Below are 18620 nucleotides of genomic sequence, written 5' to 3' on the forward strand. Positions count from 1 at the left end.
TTTAATTCTATAAATAATGGATTATAAGCAAACCGCCGTAGTGCTCATTGAGTTCCAAAATGATTTTGCAACTCCAGGAGGCATATTTCATGATGCAGTGAAAGAAGTAATGCATCAAACTGACATGCTCTCAAAAACAGAAGCGGTCATCAAAGCGGCAAGAGAAAAAGGGATAGAAATCATCTATGTTCCCATTTCATTCTCCAGCGACTAATAGAGAATTGACCCAAACACCTTACGGCATTTTGAAAGGGGTGGTGGACAACAATGCTTTCCTAAAAGACCAATGGGGTAGTGAGTTGATTGAATTTATTAAACCACAACCTGAAGACATCATTATTGAAGGAAAAAAAGGATTGGACACGTTTTGCAGTACCAACCTTGACTTTATCTTAAGAAGCAAAGGGATTCAGAATGTGGTATTAGCAGGTTTCTTAACCAACTGCTGTGTAGAATCGACAATGCGTACTGCCTATGAAAAAGGGTACAACGTGATCACACTGACCGATTGCTGTGCTGCTACTAGCGTGGAAGAACACGAAAATGCGGTGAAACATGATTTCCCAATGTTTAGTCAACCACTTGCAGCGGAAGCATTTATCCATTCTTTAGAAGAAGGAAAAGAGATTGCTTTAGTGGGCAGAGGCTATGAGTAATTTTGAATGAAGAATGAAGAATGAAGAATGATGGTTCGTGTTGTGGTCATACAAAACGACACCACACCTTCTTAATTTATTAAATTGAAAGGTTACCTCTGTTGAGACGCAATGCCTTGCTTCTCACGAACCTCCATAAAAAACACCTTAAGAACCATCATTCTTCACTCTTAATTCTTCATTAGAATGGTTTCATAACTTTACTTAAGTCAGACTTAACCCCTTTTTTGCAAACCATCTTAGCTCTTAACTTTTAAAAAAAGCAATGTACCCTCCTAACTGACCTCTATACCTCCAATTCTCAACTTTTTGTACCCATTCATCATAAAATAAATGAGATTGATGACCTCTTAAATGTACCCCTTTCTAATTTTTTTACTCTTCCAATACCCCCTAGTTTTAGCTAATCAAAGCTTCAGCAGTAAGAAGCTACTATTTCAACCAACTTATTATTACTACTACACATGAAGTTTATAACAACACTATCAATGTGTGTGTTAGTCTTTTTACTACCTTCAGTATCTAACGCACAAAATCCACTGACCGAACAAGAATACAATGAACTTTTCCCTTACCGATTTGGCACAGAGTCGGCTCCAGATGGAGGGTATGTATTCAATCCAGCCAATGATTTTTATACGTATGCAAGTTTTTTGGAAGCCATAGAGCGGATGAAAAACATAAAGGTATACATGGAAAGAAGAGAAGGAACCAATCTTTACAAGGTCACAAGAGAAGATAAAACCACGGGAGTCACTAAAGTCATCAGAACAGATGCAGGGTTTGATGATTCATGGAATTCGCAGAAAAGCATCATCATGAAAGAGGTGGATTATGCTATGTTTTTAGCGGAAGGAACACAAGAACAACGTCGTAGAGAATTGTCGGCATTTTTGGCCAATATCTCACAGGAAACAACAGGAGGATGGGCCACTGCTCCCGGTGGAAAATATGCTTGGGGATTGTATTTCAGAGAAGAGGTGAGCTATGCCGGCACAGACTTGATTGGTTATGTAGAACAGAACCACCCAGATTATCCTGCAGTACCCGGCAAATCGTATCACGGAAGAGGACCAATTCAACTTTCATGGAACTACAATTACGGGCAGGTCAGTCAGTTTTTATACGGCGACAAAAATGTATTATTAGCCAATCCTGAAAGAGTGATTGAAGATGGTGCTTTGGCATTTCAAACTGCCATTTGGTTTTGGATGACACCACAGTATCCTAAACCTTCTGCTCACGATGTAATGGTGGGAAATTGGGAGCCGACATCTTATGATTTAGAAAATAATAGATTTCCCGGTTTTGGTGTAACGGTTAATATCATCAATGGTGGACTGGAATGTGGTTCTGGCACTGAAAAGGCGAAAGTACTGAGCAGAATAGGGCATTATGAAAGACACTCTTCCATCTTGAATGTAACGACAGATTTAGACGGTCAGTCCACTTGTAATACCTGCGGTTGTGCCAATCAACGTGCCTTTGGTGGCAATGAACCAGAGCCAACTCCAAAGCAACCGAGAATCTCATTGCTTTCACCTACCTCAAATGAAGTGCGTATGGAGACTTTTTCAGCGATTTCAATTGAAGCAAGTGTATTGGATAAAGAGGATCAGGCAATAGAAAATGTGTCTATTGCTGTTGATGGAACTGTTTTATCGACTACCGGAACAACAGCTTCATTTACGCCTTCAGCCTATGGTGTTTTGACTATCACAGTTGTTGCTGAAGATCGTTTTGGAGAGCAGAGTACTTTAAATTATGCTATTGAAATCATTGACCCAAAAGTCAACTGTGGCACAGCTTGGGAAGCAAAAGTCTATGTTACGGGTGATGAAGTAGTGTATGAAGGTATTGTTTACAGTGCAGGATGGGAGACGAAGGAAACAGATATTCCTGGCTCATCCAATGTATGGAAAATCAAAGCAACTTGCCCTGGATATACTTTTGATTGTACAGGAGCGGAAGAGTGGAGTGCATCAAAAACATATCAAACTAACGGTATGAAAGTGGTTTACAACAATCAGATTTATACATTCCAAAAGTGGTGGTCTACAGGAAATCAACCAGATCAAGATCCTTCTACATGGCAACTGTTAGGAACTTGTTCAGGTGGCGGTGAAGTGGATAATCCACCAGTTGTTAATTTTATTTCGCCTGCAAATAACACGACTTATACATCATTGTCAGCAGTGAATATACAAGTGGAAGGAACGGATGATAAAGGGGCTTTGACTTGGAGCATTACAGCAAATGATCAGGAAGTAAGTACAGCTCCACAATTTACCTTTACACCAACTGCCTTCGGTCAGTATACCATCACAGCAATTGCCACTGATTCCAAAGGGCAATCTACTTCGAAAAGTATTCAGCTCCTTTTCAAAGAAGAGACAACAGAAAATCAATTGCCTACAGTAACTATTGTAGTTGACAGCAATATCGAACAGGAAACATTATCTCCAGTCAGCGTTTCTATTGTAGCCAATGATACTGATGGTCAAGTGACATCCATTGTTTCAACGGTTGATGGTGCAACTTTCAATCAGTCTACTTTTAATTTCACTCCTTCTTCCTTTGGAAATCATACGATCAGTACCACTGTGACGGACAATGAAGGGGGACAAGCTTCTGCTTCAGTAACCATCACAGTAACCCAAAAAACAACAGGTGGAGATTGTAATGGAGTAGAGGAATACACAGCTTACCCATCCATTTATCAAAGTGGTGATGTGGTGAGTTACCAAGGAAAATTGTATGAATCTGTAGTGAACAATTTATATAATGTAACGCCAGGAACAGCAGATCATTGGTGGAAACCTATTGGAGAATGTGGTGCTTCGAATGCGAGAAAAATCACAATTGGTAGTAGTCTTCAGGATGATATAAAAATCTATCCGAATCCTGTGGTCAACCGCCTTCATGTACAATTGATACAAAACACTACCTATCAAGTAGCATTGTTTAATGGAAATGGGCAAAAAATCCTTTCATTAGAGGATCAACAATCAAAGTTGGATATTGATTTCTCTACAATGGAAAAGGGGATGTATTACCTTCTTTTGGAATCTTCTGAAGGAAAGAAGACTTGGAAGAAATTGATTAAATAGAAAAGTAATTTTGAGTTAAGAATGAAGGTGGTTCTTGTACCATAACAAGAACCACCTTCATTCTTAACTCTTAACTCATATTATCTAAACCAATTACTACCTACAGTCAAGTACCAAGCCCATATCTCAGGACCTCTTGCAACATCAATACCTGCATGCAAACCATAATCAGAGGCAATAAAATAGCGGAAACCAAATCCTCCAGCCACTCTTGATTGTGTGAAATCAAACTCTTGAATTTTAGGAGCAGTGAAGCCAGTTCCTACAAAACCTACAGCGCTCCATCTGCTGAACACTTGCCACCTCCACTCAGTTTCTAGCACCAATGCATTATGATTCTGATAGCGGAGAGCAGGAATACCTCTTAGGCTTACAAATGGAAGTTCGAAGAAAGGAACATTATCACCCCATTTTGCTTGATATTGCAAGCGATAACCGGAGAAGAGTTTTTTCTTTTTGATGGGCAGGTAGAAATAGGTTCGGTGAGCGAAATTGGTGTAATCATTATCACCTCCCAGGGATTTATCAAATAGACCAAACTCCGTTGCGGTCATTATACCTTTTGTAGGAGTAAAGGTATTATCCCTATTGTCCCACATCAGTACTACATTCATTCCCCCAAGATTTGTAGCTTCTTTCAGCGGTTCAGTTTCAGGCTCATTATCGATAAACGTTACGTTATTATTAAAGAAAATATAATTAAGGCCTGTAAAAAGTGGAAGATCTTTTTTGGGCCTGAATAGGAACTCGTGAAAAGTCATCAAGCCCTGCATATTGAAACTGTATTCTCCATCATCAATTACACCAGAGCCATAAAAAGTGAGGTTGGGAGAGAGATAGGCTAAAGCACCCAAATAGCGGAAACGGTCATTTTTATAAGATCCTTGATGGAAAAGAGCTCCTAGCCAAGTACCATTTGCAGTATAAGCTCCTGCCACTCCTGTGGTAATAGGAGGAAGGTCTTTGCTCTGTGCATAACGATTTAAGGTGTCAAGGTTTTCTCTTTGTTTTTTCTGTCCATGAAAATAAATAGCAGTCAAACCTCCACCAAATCCTACTGCGGGTTCGGTGATGATGATAGGTACTGGTAAAAAACCAAAACCAGCATTCAAAAAGTTACTGACATCTACAGCATTGTCTACTGAATCAATAAAGTATTTTTGAAATGTGCTTTGAGCAGATGCATTTTGATAGATGAAAAATAAAGATAAAAAAGAGAATAGTTTGAAATATTTCATGGAAAGAGAGTCAAACGAATTTGAAGAGTTAATAAAGAAATTGAACTGTGTTATTATGCATAGAAATCTAATAAAGACCTCTAAACAAAGATATTATAAATTCTGAGTAATCAATTGCTTTAGTCATAAAAAAACACCTCAAACATTAACGTTTAAGATGTTCTCGCATTTCCTACTTTGTATTTTTATTGTTCTTCAGATTATAAACTTCTGCTGAAATAACAGCCGCTTTAATCCCTAGAACCATAATTTTTCTGCAGTTAGAAAGTATCTTTTTCATAGTGTTTCTTATTTCTATAATTAAACTATTAGAGCTATAATAAAAATGTACGGAATATATTGAACGATTGTTCAGTTTTTTTGATTTGAATTTAATATATTAACAATTTTAGGTACCTTTATGCTATCACTTAGATGAGTTGATTTCTGAATATACTTTTACCATTCACCACTTTTCACTGACAATATGCGTGCATTTCAAACAGACAGACTACAACTAGAGGTTATTCAGCCTTCTGATTTTGATGAAATATTAGAGATTTTCAATGAAGATGACATCTTCAAATATATTACTCCCCTTCAAGGATTAAGCCGTGTTGAGCATGTTTTAAAATTGCATCGCAAAGTCAACGAGGCCAAAAACAGGGAAGGATATATCTGGGCAGTGAGAGAGCATGACTCTAAAGAATTAATAGGCCTTATCAATTTAAACCAATTGCCGGATACTCATGATATTCAGATTGGGTGGATTTTAAGCCAGAAGTTTCAAGGGAAAGGCTATGCTTATGAATCTGCGAAAGTGGTTTTTGATTATGGAGTCAATGAATGGAAAGTAAACCCTATTTTTGCCGTAGTAGAAGATGGTAATATTGCATCTGAAAAGATTGCTTTGAAACTGGGATTGGAATTCAGACACTATTTCACAGAAGATGATGGTATACAGCTGAAGATGTTTAGTTATTGCAAATAAAAAAGTCCATCCTTATTACACACTTATTCGTGTACTAAGGATGGACTTTTTTAGGTGAGAGTTAAGAATTATTTCCCTTTCTTATCCTTCTTTTTGTCTTTTTTTCCTTTACCGAGTTTGATATTGTAATCATCCACAGTACCCTCAATTCTTACAGCTACATATTTACCACCTTCATCCTGTTGGATTTCATCAGGCTCATCGTCTTTTTTCTTTTTGCCACCGGTTAGTGTATTCCAAGCGACAGAGCGGACGAGTCGGAAAGGTACTTCTACCATATATGCCATCTGCATATCCAAGTGTTGTTCACCCGACATGTAAATCTGACCTATTGTGGAAGCAATACTCATACGTGGAATATAGAAAACGCCATTTTCAACTGTGAATTTATTTTGTAAAGTATCAAAACGGATGTTGTTCATATCCTTGTTTCCAAAGTAAGTAGCCATTGCTTCTAATGGAGCAAAATCAACCACACGTCCATTCAATAGCGTCATATCAATATCGGCTGAAGTCTGAGCAATATCGATCGTCAGGTCATTATTAATATGTGCTTTGGCGGTCATTGTTGAATTCAAAATACCGTCAAAGTTTTCAGAGATATTGATTTTATCCCCTTCATATTCCACCTCAAAATCTACTTGAGAAAGGTCCACATTTTTAAGCTTCGCTTTTCCATCCATGATTACTTTTTGAGGATCTTGTAAGTTGGCTAATCCCGAAAGTTCTAAACCTCCTATATCTCCCAAGCGTACTTGTACATCATTCAGAGCAATCGTCTGATCCGGTGAAGTAGTCACTTGTCCTTTGAAATTTTTGATGTTCATTTCCATCAATTTCATTTGGTCCACTTTCACGTCCAACTCCAGTTTAGGGTATTTGATAGCAAAAAGATCAACAGGTTCTTCTTCTTCAATCTGCTGTGCTCTTGATGCAGATGATGCCTCATAACTTTCAGCCGGCAAGGTCAGTTTCAATAGCTCATTGAAGTTGATCATTTTGGCATCTACTTGGAATTTGCCATGGAAATCCTTTTTAGTAGAATCAGTGATATTATACAATTGAGCATTGAAAGTCATATCACTTTGCCCCACTTTCCCTGTGAAATCATTCAGCATGATATTGTTATCATTTTTCACCAATTCAAATTTGAAGTTTCTGAATAGCAAAGGTGAAATACTCAACCTCCATTTCAGACCCTTCATCCACAAACGGAAGTTAGGGATTTTCTTACCAGAGAATAATTCTTGATTGACCACATCAACACCTCCAGCAATTTGGAAGTTGTTCATTTTTTCATTTTTGAATGTCTTCGGTACCAATAGAGAATCACCATACGTAAAGAAATCTACTACACGCATGGAGTTAGATTGTATGTTGAAACCGGATTTGATAGTAATTGTTGAATCTTTGTATACCAATCCATCATAATTTTCAAAACCGCCTTGGAATTTGAAATCACTCTCCCCGATATTTCCTTTCAGATATTTTACACCAATGTGTTTTTTGGTAATCCCCATCAAACCTGTGACGCTGTGAACAGGCTGGAAGTTTTCGAAGTGTGTTTGGAGGTCATTGATTTGAAGCGTACCGTAAGGTAAAAGCTTATAATTACTGATACCTTCAGAGGTTGTTTTTAATGTGAAATCAATGTTGATATCATGGAGGTTTTCCGCCAAACTAGAATCAATAGAATCGGAGTATTCTAATAACTCTTTTACCATCAGATGTTTTGATTCCAGTTTCACATCAGCAATAATATCAGTTTTCATCCCCAATGCATAAAACAGTAGGTTATCAATATTACCATTGAATTTAAAATCACTGCCATCCAACTGTCCTTTCAAATCTTTTACCCCAAGGTGATTGTCCCAGATGTAGAAAATACCGCCCATGCTGTGAGGTTTCATTCCGGTAGGTTTATGTTTGAAATGAAGGTTATCCACTTTCAGTGCAATCTTCTGTTCTGCTTGATTGAGGTTTAAGAATTTCTTCTTTTCAATATCAATATCATAAGTAACATCTGCTTGGAATTCTACCTTACCGCCTAAGCTGTCGATGGGCAAATCAGTCAGCAAGTCATTGAAATCATCCAAGCCCATATTAGCTTCCCATTGCAGGTCAATATGTGGTTGTTTAATACCGTTGGAAACCGCAAGCTGACCTCTTGTATCACCATTGGTAGATTCAATCACAAACTTGCTCAAGTCAAATTGTAGTTGTGAAAAGTCTGCAGAGTCACCTGTATTGAGGTAAGCCTTGAAGCTGAAATCATTGATAGCATAAGGTGTTTTTAAACTCTTTAATGTGAATTTTTTCAATTCTACATTCGCTTCTACTTTAGGAAGTGTAGAGGCCGATTTACCAGTTACCTTAGCGTCAAATTCAAGGCCGTCTAATGTACTTGAGTAATTTGATTTTAATTTTTCAACATCAATCTTTCCATTGGCTAGAAGATTAATAATATTCAGGTCTTTTTGTGAAGCATGGATATCAAGATCCAAATACATTTCGTTCGGAATGTCGACTGTTCCCGAAAGGGCAAAAGCGGCGCCTTCCAATAAAGCATCACAAGTGTCTATGGTAATGAATTTACGTTTTCTGTCAAATCTTAAATCAGATACAAACTCCAAGTTTTTATTAGGCCAGAGAATCTTTTTCTCTTTCAGAATACCTAACAGTTCCACATTAAATAATAAGTGATTGGAAATGATATCTTCATTGTATTCTAAGGAAGTTGTGATTTGATGTACCTGCATTCCCACGCCCACTTCGGTCATTCCATTATAAGCGGTGATTTTAATATTTTTCAATGTCAGTTCATCCAATGCAATATTAAAAGCAGGAGGAGCTGATTGTGTAGTATCTGCCGGTTCTTCTACTTTAGTAGTATCAGAAAGGTCGATGCCCAAGGCGTTGACAAGGTTAAACGTACTGTCTTTATAAGTACGGAGGTTTACCTCTCCATCTTCTAACTTGATAGCACCAATATGTACATCACCGTTGATCAGTTTCATTATGTTTATAGAAACATAAAAGTTACTCAAAGCGGCAATAGGCTTTGCGTCTTCTTTTCTGACTTCAGGTTTCTTTTCATGATAAACAATATCTTGAAGCTGTAAAGTAAAATTAGGGAAGTCCTCAAAAGGTGCAATACCGATCTGCCCGATTTGAAGTTCACCATTCTGTTCCTGATTGGCGGCTTCCATGACTTTTTCTTTGATTGTTTGTCTATTGGCGTAAAATAAAATAACCCCAAGGATTATTATACCCACAATACCTAAGAAGATATAACCAGACCATTTTAATATTTGCTTTCCAATTGGTGTTTGATCTTTCACTTGCAATACTATTTTTATTAAGGGAAAAAGGAATTGATTAATGTAATACTCAGAAATGTCTAATATCCGATGTATACGATCAAATGAGAGAATAGATTTTTTAGAAAGATATAAAAAAAAGCCGTAAGCCTTAATTTATCTAAAAAGAAATATTACTCTTATTAAAATAAAACCTTAAAATGTTCAGTAGTAGTCATATACCTTGAGGGGGAAGTTGGAAATTGTAATTCTCTTATTCTGTTAACAAATACGAAGTATTGCCTAATCTTAAAGTGTCCTATTGACATTAATAGAATTATTAACTTGTTTTGATATGTTCAAACATATGAACATGAATTATGAATATACTTATCAACCATACCTCATCAGTACCTTTTCACAAGCAGATTGAAGAGGAATTAAGAAAACTCATCGACACCGGTGAATACGACAATGGTAAACTTTTTCCTAAAGAAGTGGACATCAGCAACCGTGTGGGCGTTTCGAGAAACACAGTAAGGCAAGCAATTAACACTTTAGTAGGAGAAGGATTATTGGAGCGAAAGAAAGGTGTAGGGACTACTGTTGCTAAAAAGAAAATAGGCACAAAACTATCTGAATGGCATAGCTTCACGCAGGAAATGAGTGCGAAAGGGATTCCATTTAAAAATTACATGGTCAAGCACGACGTTGTAGATGCAGATCATTCCACGGCTGAAAGATTGAATGTAGAAGAAGGTAAAGAAGTGCACCGTTTAATTCGTTTAAGAGGTGATCAGAACGATCCTTTCGTCTACTTTATTTCATGGTTTCACCCTAGAGTAAGCTTCAGCGAAGACGAACAGTTTGATCAGCCTTTATATGATATTATTGAGGAGAAATTCAACATTGTCTTGACAAAATCTTCTGAAGAACTGACAGCCATGATTGCTGATAAAGAGTTAGCTGCATTATTAAAGATTGAAGTGGGAGCACCCGTTTTATTCCGATCAAGAGTAGTTTCTGATCCGGGGGGAAGAGTGGTGGAAATCAACCATGGATATTATAGAGCCGATAGATTTACGTATCAGATTGAAATTAATAAATAGATACAGAAATATCTATTGACAAGTTTTAATAACCCATAAGTCAAGTTCCGAGTAATAAGAATTGCTTGGAGCTGACTTTAAACTAGACCACTAAACAAATTCTACAAAGAAGAAATGAAAAAATTTATACTAACAGCAGATATAGGAGGAAGTCACATTACAAGTAGTGTTGTGGATTTTACGACTTTAAAAACCATAGAAAATACAACTTCCACTGTAAAAGTAGATAGTCATGCTTCGGCTGAGAAAATCATTACAGAGTGGACAAGTGCCTTAAGTGAGTCCATTGAAAAATTTGATGGAGTGATTGAAGGAATTGCACTTTCTATGCCCGGACCTTTTGATTACAAAAATGGTATTTGTGAAATCACTGGCCTAGGTAAATATGAAAATTTATTCGGATATAACATTAGGTTAGTACTGTTTGATAAATATAATTCTTTTATCACTGATCCTTCAAAAATCATCTTCTTAAATGATGCCGATGCCTTTATTTTAGGAGCTGTTCGTATGCAGAATTACCAGAATGAAAAGGTCATTGGTTTGACACTAGGTACTGGCTACGGATCTGGATTTGTAGAGAACGGTCAATTGTTGACAGAAGACAGCAGAGTACCTGAAGGTGGTTTGATGTATTGTCAGCCTTTCAAAGAAGGAATAGCTGAAGACTATATTTCTACCCGTTGGTTTGTGAAAGAATGGGAGAAAAGAGAAGGTAAAAAAGTGAAAGGCGTAAAAGAAGTTTCTGAAGCGGATAACATTACTTCCAAGCAACTTTTTGATGAGTTTGGAAACAACCTTTCTGCTACTTTAAAACCATGGAAAGAGACTTTTCAGCCTACCAAAATGGTGATTGGTGGCAATATTACTAATGTGCTTTCCAAGTTTGTGAAGCCCCTTAAAAATGAATTGAACATTGAAGAAATCATTGCATTCTCACATACTGAAAAGGCAGCAATGATTGGTGCGGCTTTGCATTACCAGAAAGAATCTAAAATACAAATGAAGAATAAAGGTACACTGTAACTTAAGTAAGTTTTTAAATATTTGTGTTGTTTAGAAATCAGGAGATTTCTGATGATCTATAGGACACGAATGACGCTAACGCTTAACATTCGCGCCAGGGGGCTTTCTACCCTATTAATTTGGTAGTGCTCTCCCGGCCTTGAAGGGAAAAACATTGAAAGTTTGCAGAAATACCGATTGAAAGTTAACCATATTTTAGAATGTGCTGAAGTTGTGTCCTTAGAACATCCTTAGCATAAATTCTTTATTCAAAAAAATCCATTAAGAAAATCCATTATCAATATAAAACAATGACTAGAAACACGAAACAATACCTGATGCCATCCTCAGTAGAAAAACCATCGAAAGGGATGTACAACATTTATCCTTCGCATACACTAAAAGAGGGGGCAATTAATATTGGGTATACCTCATTGGCTAAAGCATTTCAACAACATTCATGTATTCTATTAGATGGATATGTGGGGGTGAATTGGGAAACAGTCACTACTGAATTATTAGAAGCATTTAAAGCGGAGGGATTGACTAAAATCCGTTTCTTAAATATCAATGCGGCTTTGAAATCAGAAGAGGAAATCGATGAGATGATCGCTCCATTCTTGGGAGGTGATGATCCTATTTTCGGTAAATTATTCGAAGGTAAAATCAATGACTTTTTTGATGTATCAAAACTAGAAGCGATTAAAGCGTCAGAAGATGCATTGACTGTGATTTACGGCTGTGGAGCCTCTTTATTGAATGTTGAGAATGCCGCTTTGGCATATATTGATGTTCCTAAAAATGAGATTCAATTCCGCTCAAGAGCAGGTGGTGTTTTAAACTTAGGTGCTAAAGAAAGTATTGCTCCAAAACCACAGTACAAGAGAATGTATTTTGTGGATTGGATCGTATTGAATCATCAAAAAGCAGACATTCTTCCTAAAATCGATTACATCATTGATGAGCAGAGAAGTGATGCCATTACTTGGACTGACGGTGATACGTTTAGAAAAGGATTGGAAGATATGTCGAAAAATGCCTTCAGAGTGCGTCCTTGGTTTGAGCCAGGTGCTTGGGGCGGTCAGTGGATCAAAGAAAAAATTGGCGGACTGGCACAAGACGTACCAAACTATGCTTGGTCATTTGAGTTGATCGTGCCTGAAAATGGTATCGTATTCGAAGCCAACGGACATTTATTAGAGGTATCTTTTGACTTCTTGATGTTCCATAATAATAAAAATGTATTGGGTGAAGCAAGTGAGCGTTTTGGGTATGATTTCCCTATCCGTTTTGACTTCTTGGATACTGTTGCTGGAGGAAATCTTTCGGTACAATGCCACCCAAGACCGGAGTATATGAAAGAACACTTCGGTCATACATTTACGCAAGATGAAACGTATTATATGCTGGATGCCAAAGAAGATGCTAAAGTGTATTTAGGTTTCCAGGAAGATATTGTTCCAGAAGAATTTGAAGCGGCATTGACGGATAGTTTTGAGAATGCAAAAGAACTTCAGATTGAAAATTATGTACAGGTGCATCCTGCGAAGAAGCATGATTTATTCTTGATTCCAAATGGTACAATCCACTGTTCGGGTACTAACGGTATGGTACTTGAAATCAGTGCTACGCCATATATCTTTACTTTCAAAATGTACGATTGGTTACGCCTTGATTTGGATGGTAAACCAAGACCAATGAACATCAAAAGAGGAATGGAAAACTTGCATTTTGACCGTAAAGGAGACAAAGTAGAACAGGATTTAATTTCTCATCCTAAAGTAATTGAAGAAGGCGAAGGCCATCAAATCATCAACCTTCCAACACACAAAGATCATTTTTATGCGGTGGATCGTTTGGAGTTTGACCATGAGATTGAAGTAGCATTAAACGATCAGTGTCATGTGATGAGTTTGGTGGAAGGAGACAGCATTACGGTGATTACCAATGACAACACTTTTGAAGTGAATTATGCAGAGACTTTCGTTATTCCGGCGGCAAGTGGAAGCTATAAATTGGTGAATACTGCTGGTGAGCGAGTGAAAGTAATCAAGTCATGGGTGAAATCAGAAGAATGCTAAGCCTATGAATGCAAAAGTTATAATTGTCACTTTTATTGCGGCATTGGCAGGGCTGTTATTCGGCTTTGATACTGCTGTAATATCAGGAACTATTCCTTTTGTACAATCTCAATATGAGCTAACAGCTGCCCTTACGGGGTGGTTTGTTAGTTCAGCTTTATTGGGGTCTATATTAGGAGTAAGTGTATCGGGGTGGTGCAGTGACCGTTTTGGTAGAAAGAATATCTTGATTGCATCGGCTATTTTATTTTTATTATCGGCAATCGGTTGTGCATTATCAGACAGTTTTCAAACCCTTGTAGTGTATAGAATTTTGGGTGGAATCGCTATCGGTTTTGCTTCTATGGTGGCACCACTTTACATCAGTGAAATTGCCCCCAAAAAACACAGAGGCAGACTAGTCACCATCTATCAATTGACCATCACACTGGGTATTTTGGGTGCTTATTTTTCTAATCACCTTGTACAGGATATTGCTTTAAACACCACTTCTTTCAATGGCGCAACCCATGAACTGATTGTCAGCGAATATTGGAGAGGGATGTTTGCTGTAGAATTGTTTCCGGCACTATTGTTTTTAGTGGGAATGTTTTTTGTTCCGAAAAGCCCACGCTGGTTGCAGATCAAAGGACAGATAGAAGAGGCAAGAGCAGTTTCAAAAGAGTTAGTAATTGACCTTGAAACACCTGATAATAACAAAGAGAAAGTAGCTTTAAGTACGCTTTTCAACGGATGGCTTAAAAAGCCAATGGGCATTGCCATTTTCCTGATGATGTTCTCACAGCTTTGCGGTATCAATGCCATTATCTATTATGGCCCGTCTATCTTGGCAGAAGCTGGTTTGAGTATTTCAGATTCGTTGGGAGGACAAGTAACCATTGGTATCATCAATTGTTTGTTCACGTTTTTAGCCATCAAACAAATTGATAATTGGGGAAGAAAACCTTTATTAATGATGGGAGCAATTGGCGTTACGATTGCCTTGCTGACCACAAGTGTATTATTCTTCCTTGACCTTACGAATGGTCTTTGGGTAGTGGGAAGTATTCTTTTATTTATTGCATGTTATGCCTTTTCACTTGGACCTGTACAATTTGTTGTGGCGGCAGAAGTGTTCCCAACAAAATACAGAGCCAAAGCCATGTCCATCAGTACCCTTATCCTTTGGGGAGCCAACGCCGTAGTAGGACAAGTTTTTCCAATTCTCTTGGAAAGTGGAGGAGCAACATTAACCTTCCTAATTTTTGGATTGATATGCATACCATGTGTCTTCTTTATCTTCAAACATATTCCTGAAACCAAAGGAAAATCTCTAGAAGAAATTGAAAAATTATGGACCTCGTAGGGGTAGACCTACATGTCTACCCGAAAATACCAATGGGTAGCTCAATAAAAACATTTAACTCTAATGACGAATGAAATCGTCACCCGACCAAAACAAACAATACAGTCAACCACAACGCACATTACAACCACAAAATAGAAGAACGATGAAGAATTATTTACTAATAGGTTTAGCTTCCTTAGCCATAGGATGTTCAAGCCAGCCTAAAGAAACATTATCAGATCAAATCGCAAAAGATCAACAACTGCCGGAAATCAAAAAAATGGGATTAAACTTGATGAAGTCAGGTTTCAATGCCGGAGATGGTTATGCGGAAGTTTGGATTAGAGATTTCAATACTTTTGTAGCACAATCGGCCAAAGTTGTAGATCATCAATTGATCAGAGAAAATTTATTGAACTTTTTCTACATTCAGGAAGAAGATGGAAATATAGCGGATGGTTTTGTGACCATCAAAGGAGAATTTAACTCCAATTACTATACGCAAAGTGAACACAAACCTACTTTAGCTTATCATAAAAATACGGTAGAAACGGACCAGGAAACTTCCCTTGTACAAACCGTTTATAATTACATCAAAGCCACTGGTGATGTGGCAATTTTAGACGAAGTAGTTGTAGGCAAAACAGTAGCAAAACGTTTGGAGGAATCCATGCAGTTTTTATTAAACGAACGTTTTGATGAAGATTACCAATTGCTTTGGGGTGCTACTACTGCCGATTGGGGAGATGTACAGCCTGAACACGATTGGGGAGTAGCGTTAGATGAAAACTCACACCTTACCATTGATATTTATGACAATGCCATGTTCGTCATCGCATTAAATAATCTGATTGAAATGGGTGGAGACAAGATTGATCAAGCAAAATGGACGAAAGTAAGAGATGATATTACAGCCAATGTTGCTAAGCACCTTTGGGATGAAAAACGTCAGAAATATCATCCGCATTTATACATCACAGACTCACCATTCCCAGCAGATTTTGATGAGGAAGAAGTATTCTATCATGGTGGCACAGCTGTTGCAATCCAAGCAGGTTTCTTAACGAAAGCACAGATTAAATCACAATTGGATAAAATGATCCAAAATGTAAAAGAATCAGGAGCACCTTCTATCGGTTTGACGTTATACCCTGTTTACCCTGAAGGCACTTTTAAAAATGAAGGTATGCATCCTTACGGCTATCAAAATGGAGGTGACTGGACATGGTTTGGAGCAAGAATGATTACGGCATTAATCGATAACGGATTTGAGCAGGAAGCATGGGAACAAGCACAGCCAATGTTCGATAGAGTCATCAAAAATAAAGGCTTCTTTGAGTGGTATACGAAAGACAATAAACCGAATGGATCAGGTATGTTCAGAGGTTCTGCAGGTGTCCTTTTAGATGCTATCGATGCTTTTGAAAACATTGAAAAGTAATCAATAATGAAAGCGAATAGTCTATTAATGCTTATTACTTTCTGTGCTGTCTCTTTTAAAGGGATGGCACAGAAAACACCATTGGAGTGGGTTGATCCTAATATTGGGACAGTGCATTCTCGATGGTTTTTTTATACGCCAGCGGCTCAGCCTTTTGGTATGGCAAAACCGGCCCCATCCACCAACGGTCAAGACGGCAACGAGTGGGGATGGGAAGCAGTAGGTTATGACGGTACCCACAGTTCGATTGAGGGTTTTGTCAATTTCCATGAGTTTCAAGTGGGAGGTATTGCATTGATGCCTACCACAGGACCATTGAAAACAACTCCGGGTAAACTGGAAGATACTGAAAGTGGGTATCGTTCTCCTTTCCAAAAAGAAAATGAATTTGCACAGCCCGGTTATTACTCAGTGCTTTTAGATAAATATAATGTAAAAGCAGAATTGACATCGACTCCACGTGTAGCTTTTCATCGTTATACCTTTTTAGAAGATACAGAAGGACGCATTCTTTTTGATATCGGAAACAAACAAGGGGAAAGCGGAGAAGTGATGGATGCGGCAGTACAACGAGTGGGAGAAAGGACCATAGAAGGTTTTGTGATCACTCACCCTGGCTATGTAAAATACTATCAGCAAGGTAGCAATGTCAAGATGTATTTTGTAGCTGAACTTTCTGAAACCCCTTCTAAAGTAGATGCATTTCATAAAAATGATATTCACTTAGGAAAAGAAGCGGCCTTGGGCAAAGGTGCTGGTTTGGCTTTACAGTTTGAAGATCTGAAAGGAAAAAGTATTGAAGTAAAAATAGGACTTTCTTATACTTCTATTGAACATGCAAAATTGAATTTAGCTACTGAAGCATTAGATCTCAATTTTGATCAAGCAAAACAAGAAGCACAAAACAAGTGGTCTGAAATGCTGGGCAGAATTGATGCGAAAGGAGGCAGTGAAGCACATCAAACAAAATTCTATACAGGACTTTATCATGCCTTGTTGGGTAGAGGACTGACCAATGATGTAAACGGTGCTTATCCTGCAATTCATGGTGGCATTGGTTATATTCCTTCAGATAAAAATGGAATTCCAAACTACAATCACTACAATACAGATGCCGTTTGGGGTGCATTCTGGAACCTTACACAGCTTTGGGCATTGGCTTATCCAGACTATTACAATGAGTTTATACAATGTCAGTTGGACATCTACAAAGACGGTGGATGGCTTGCTGATGGAGTAGCGGCCAATAAATATGTATCAGGAGTAGGTACCAATTATATGGGCTTGGTGGTTGCCTCAGCTTACAATAGAGGCATTCAAAATTACGATGTTGAAACAGCTTATCAGGCCGTTTATAAAAATGAATTGGGATGGATGAACCGTCCGTTGGGAGCCGGTAAAGCAGATACCAAAATTTGGACTGAAAAAGGATACGTGCCTTTAACTTCCAATTCAGAATATTACTCAGCAAGTGATGCCAACGGATCTCAGTTCTCCGCTTCACACACTTTGGAATACAGCTTTTCAGCTTATGCGGCCGCACAAATGGCTAAAGCATTAGAGAAAGAAGAAGACTATAAAATGTTTATGGAGTACTCTAAAGGATGGGAAAAATTATTTGACCCAAGTACCGGTTTTATCCGCCCTAAATTACCGAACGGAGACTTTATTGAAGAATTTGATCCAAAGAAAGTATGGACCGGTTTTCAAGAAGGCAACGCTTGGCAATATACCTTCTATGTCCCTCATGATCCTCAAGGCCTGATGCAAAAAATCGGTCCTCAAGAATTCGTAGATCGATTGGATGGAGTCTTTGAAACAGCAGCTATTACAAAGTTTGGAGGAGGCGAAGAAGTCAATGCATTTGCCGGATTGGAAAATGTATACAACCACGGTAATCAACCCTCTTTGCAAATTTCATGGATGTATAATTTTACCTCCGAACCATGGAAATCACAATATTGGGTAAGAGAAATTTGTGATGTCTTCTATGGTACCGATGAAACCCACGGTTACGGTTATGGTCAGGATGAAGACCAAGGACAATTAGGGGCATGGTATGTATTGGCAGGTATAGGTCTATTTGATGTACAAGGTGGTACTGCTGCTGATCCAACATTACAGATGGTATTGCCTCAATTTTCCGAAATTAATATTCAGTTGCATCCTGATTTTTATAAAGGGAAGGAATTGAAAATTATCACAAAAGGAGATGTATCAAATGATCATTATATCAAATCTGCAAAATGGAATAAGAAGGATTTAAAGACCGTTTTCCTTCCATGGAATGAGGTAACTGAAGGAGGTGTACTGGAAATTAAATCTTCAGATAAACCGAATAAGGAATTGGTGCAATAATAGAAATGGTTTGTGTTGTGGTCTGT

Annotated in this window: 12 protein-coding genes; 10 read left to right on the plus strand and 2 right to left on the minus strand. The window is 37.9% G+C overall.

What is annotated here, in order from left to right:
- Positions 1-16 precede the first annotated feature (16 nt).
- The 3 genes from HHU12_RS35645 (at position 17) to HHU12_RS11985 (ending at position 3766) form a co-directional block, all read left to right on the plus strand.
- Positions 17-214 carry an isochorismatase family protein gene (locus HHU12_RS35645; RefSeq protein ID WP_205959865.1) on the plus strand — a complete coding sequence of 66 codons (198 nt, stop codon included), beginning with the start codon at positions 17-19 and terminating at the stop codon, positions 212-214.
- Positions 186-656 carry a cysteine hydrolase gene (locus HHU12_RS11980; protein ID WP_205959866.1) on the plus strand — a complete coding sequence of 157 codons (471 nt, stop codon included), beginning with the start codon at positions 186-188 and terminating at the stop codon, positions 654-656. Before HHU12_RS35645 ends, HHU12_RS11980 begins: the two co-directional genes overlap by 29 nt.
- A 464-nt stretch (positions 657-1120) precedes the next feature.
- Positions 1121-3766, plus strand: a complete 2646-nt coding sequence (locus HHU12_RS11985) for a glycoside hydrolase family 19 protein (protein ID WP_169656982.1) — start codon at positions 1121-1123, stop codon at positions 3764-3766.
- A gap of 80 nt (positions 3767-3846) precedes the next feature.
- On the opposite strand, the gene HHU12_RS11990 is transcribed toward HHU12_RS11985, so the two are convergent.
- Positions 3847-5004 carry a BamA/TamA family outer membrane protein gene (locus HHU12_RS11990; protein ID WP_169656983.1) on the minus strand — a complete coding sequence of 386 codons (1158 nt, stop codon included), beginning with the start codon at positions 5002-5004 and terminating at the stop codon, positions 3847-3849.
- Between the two features lie 466 nt (positions 5005-5470).
- Here HHU12_RS11990 and HHU12_RS11995 point away from each other — a divergent pair, with 466 nt between their 5' ends.
- Positions 5471-5974 (plus strand): GNAT family N-acetyltransferase, encoded by a 504-nt coding sequence (locus tag HHU12_RS11995; protein WP_169656984.1) that lies wholly within the window; start codon positions 5471-5473, stop codon positions 5972-5974.
- Positions 5975-6042: 68 nt separating this feature from the next.
- Here the strand turns inward: HHU12_RS11995 and HHU12_RS35815 are convergent, their stop codons facing one another.
- The gene (locus tag HHU12_RS35815; protein WP_169656985.1) at positions 6043-9315 is read right to left on the minus strand and encodes an AsmA family protein; all 3273 of its coding nucleotides are present in this window, start codon (positions 9313-9315) and stop codon (positions 6043-6045) included.
- 338 nt (positions 9316-9653) lie between these two features.
- Between HHU12_RS35815 and HHU12_RS12005 the strand changes: the two genes are divergently transcribed.
- The 6 genes from HHU12_RS12005 (at position 9654) to HHU12_RS12030 (ending at position 18594) form a co-directional block, all read left to right on the plus strand.
- Positions 9654-10382, plus strand: coding sequence for a GntR family transcriptional regulator (locus HHU12_RS12005; RefSeq protein ID WP_169656986.1), 729 nt, complete (start codon positions 9654-9656; stop codon positions 10380-10382).
- Between the two features lie 114 nt (positions 10383-10496).
- Positions 10497-11408 (plus strand): ROK family protein, encoded by a 912-nt coding sequence (locus tag HHU12_RS12010; RefSeq protein WP_169656987.1) that lies wholly within the window; start codon positions 10497-10499, stop codon positions 11406-11408.
- 290 nt (positions 11409-11698) lie between these two features.
- Positions 11699-13468: a class I mannose-6-phosphate isomerase gene (locus tag HHU12_RS12015; RefSeq protein WP_169656988.1), complete on the plus strand. Its 1770-nt coding sequence runs from the start codon at positions 11699-11701 to the stop codon at positions 13466-13468.
- A 4-nt stretch (positions 13469-13472) separates the two neighbouring features.
- On the plus strand, positions 13473-14813 hold the full coding sequence (locus HHU12_RS12020) for a sugar porter family MFS transporter (RefSeq protein ID WP_169656989.1): 1341 nt from the start codon (positions 13473-13475) through the stop codon (positions 14811-14813).
- Between the two features lie 70 nt (positions 14814-14883).
- Positions 14884-16236, plus strand: a complete 1353-nt coding sequence (locus HHU12_RS12025) for a GH36-type glycosyl hydrolase domain-containing protein (protein ID WP_205959867.1) — start codon at positions 14884-14886, stop codon at positions 16234-16236.
- 6 nt (positions 16237-16242) lie between these two features.
- The gene (locus HHU12_RS12030; RefSeq protein WP_169656990.1) at positions 16243-18594 is read left to right on the plus strand and encodes a GH92 family glycosyl hydrolase; all 2352 of its coding nucleotides are present in this window, start codon (positions 16243-16245) and stop codon (positions 18592-18594) included.
- Positions 18595-18620: the final 26 nt, after the last annotated feature.

Source organism: Flammeovirga aprica JL-4 (assembly GCF_012844305.1).
GTDB classification, from domain to species: Bacteria; Bacteroidota; Bacteroidia; order Cytophagales; family Flammeovirgaceae; genus Flammeovirga; species Flammeovirga aprica.

What these genes read in the sequence shown, in the direction of transcription:
- HHU12_RS11990 (WP_169656983.1), bottom strand. Translation starts at nt 5,004, where the DNA reads ATGAAATATTTCAAACTATTCTCTTTTTTATCTTTATTTTTCATCTAT.
- HHU12_RS11985 (WP_169656982.1), top strand. Translation starts at nt 1,121, where the DNA reads ATGAAGTTTATAACAACACTATCAATGTGTGTGTTAGTCTTTTTACTA.
- HHU12_RS35645 (WP_205959865.1), top strand. Translation starts at nt 17, where the DNA reads ATGGATTATAAGCAAACCGCCGTAGTGCTCATTGAGTTCCAAAATGAT.
- HHU12_RS11980 (WP_205959866.1), top strand. Translation starts at nt 186, where the DNA reads ATGTTCCCATTTCATTCTCCAGCGACTAATAGAGAATTGACCCAAACA.
- HHU12_RS12030 (WP_169656990.1), top strand. Translation starts at nt 16,243, where the DNA reads ATGAAAGCGAATAGTCTATTAATGCTTATTACTTTCTGTGCTGTCTCT.
- HHU12_RS12025 (WP_205959867.1), top strand. Translation starts at nt 14,884, where the DNA reads ATGAAATCGTCACCCGACCAAAACAAACAATACAGTCAACCACAACGC.
- HHU12_RS12020 (WP_169656989.1), top strand. Translation starts at nt 13,473, where the DNA reads ATGAATGCAAAAGTTATAATTGTCACTTTTATTGCGGCATTGGCAGGG.
- HHU12_RS12010 (WP_169656987.1), top strand. Translation starts at nt 10,497, where the DNA reads ATGAAAAAATTTATACTAACAGCAGATATAGGAGGAAGTCACATTACA.
- HHU12_RS11995 (WP_169656984.1), top strand. Translation starts at nt 5,471, where the DNA reads ATGCGTGCATTTCAAACAGACAGACTACAACTAGAGGTTATTCAGCCT.
- HHU12_RS12005 (WP_169656986.1), top strand. Translation starts at nt 9,654, where the DNA reads ATGAATATACTTATCAACCATACCTCATCAGTACCTTTTCACAAGCAG.
- HHU12_RS12015 (WP_169656988.1), top strand. Translation starts at nt 11,699, where the DNA reads ATGACTAGAAACACGAAACAATACCTGATGCCATCCTCAGTAGAAAAA.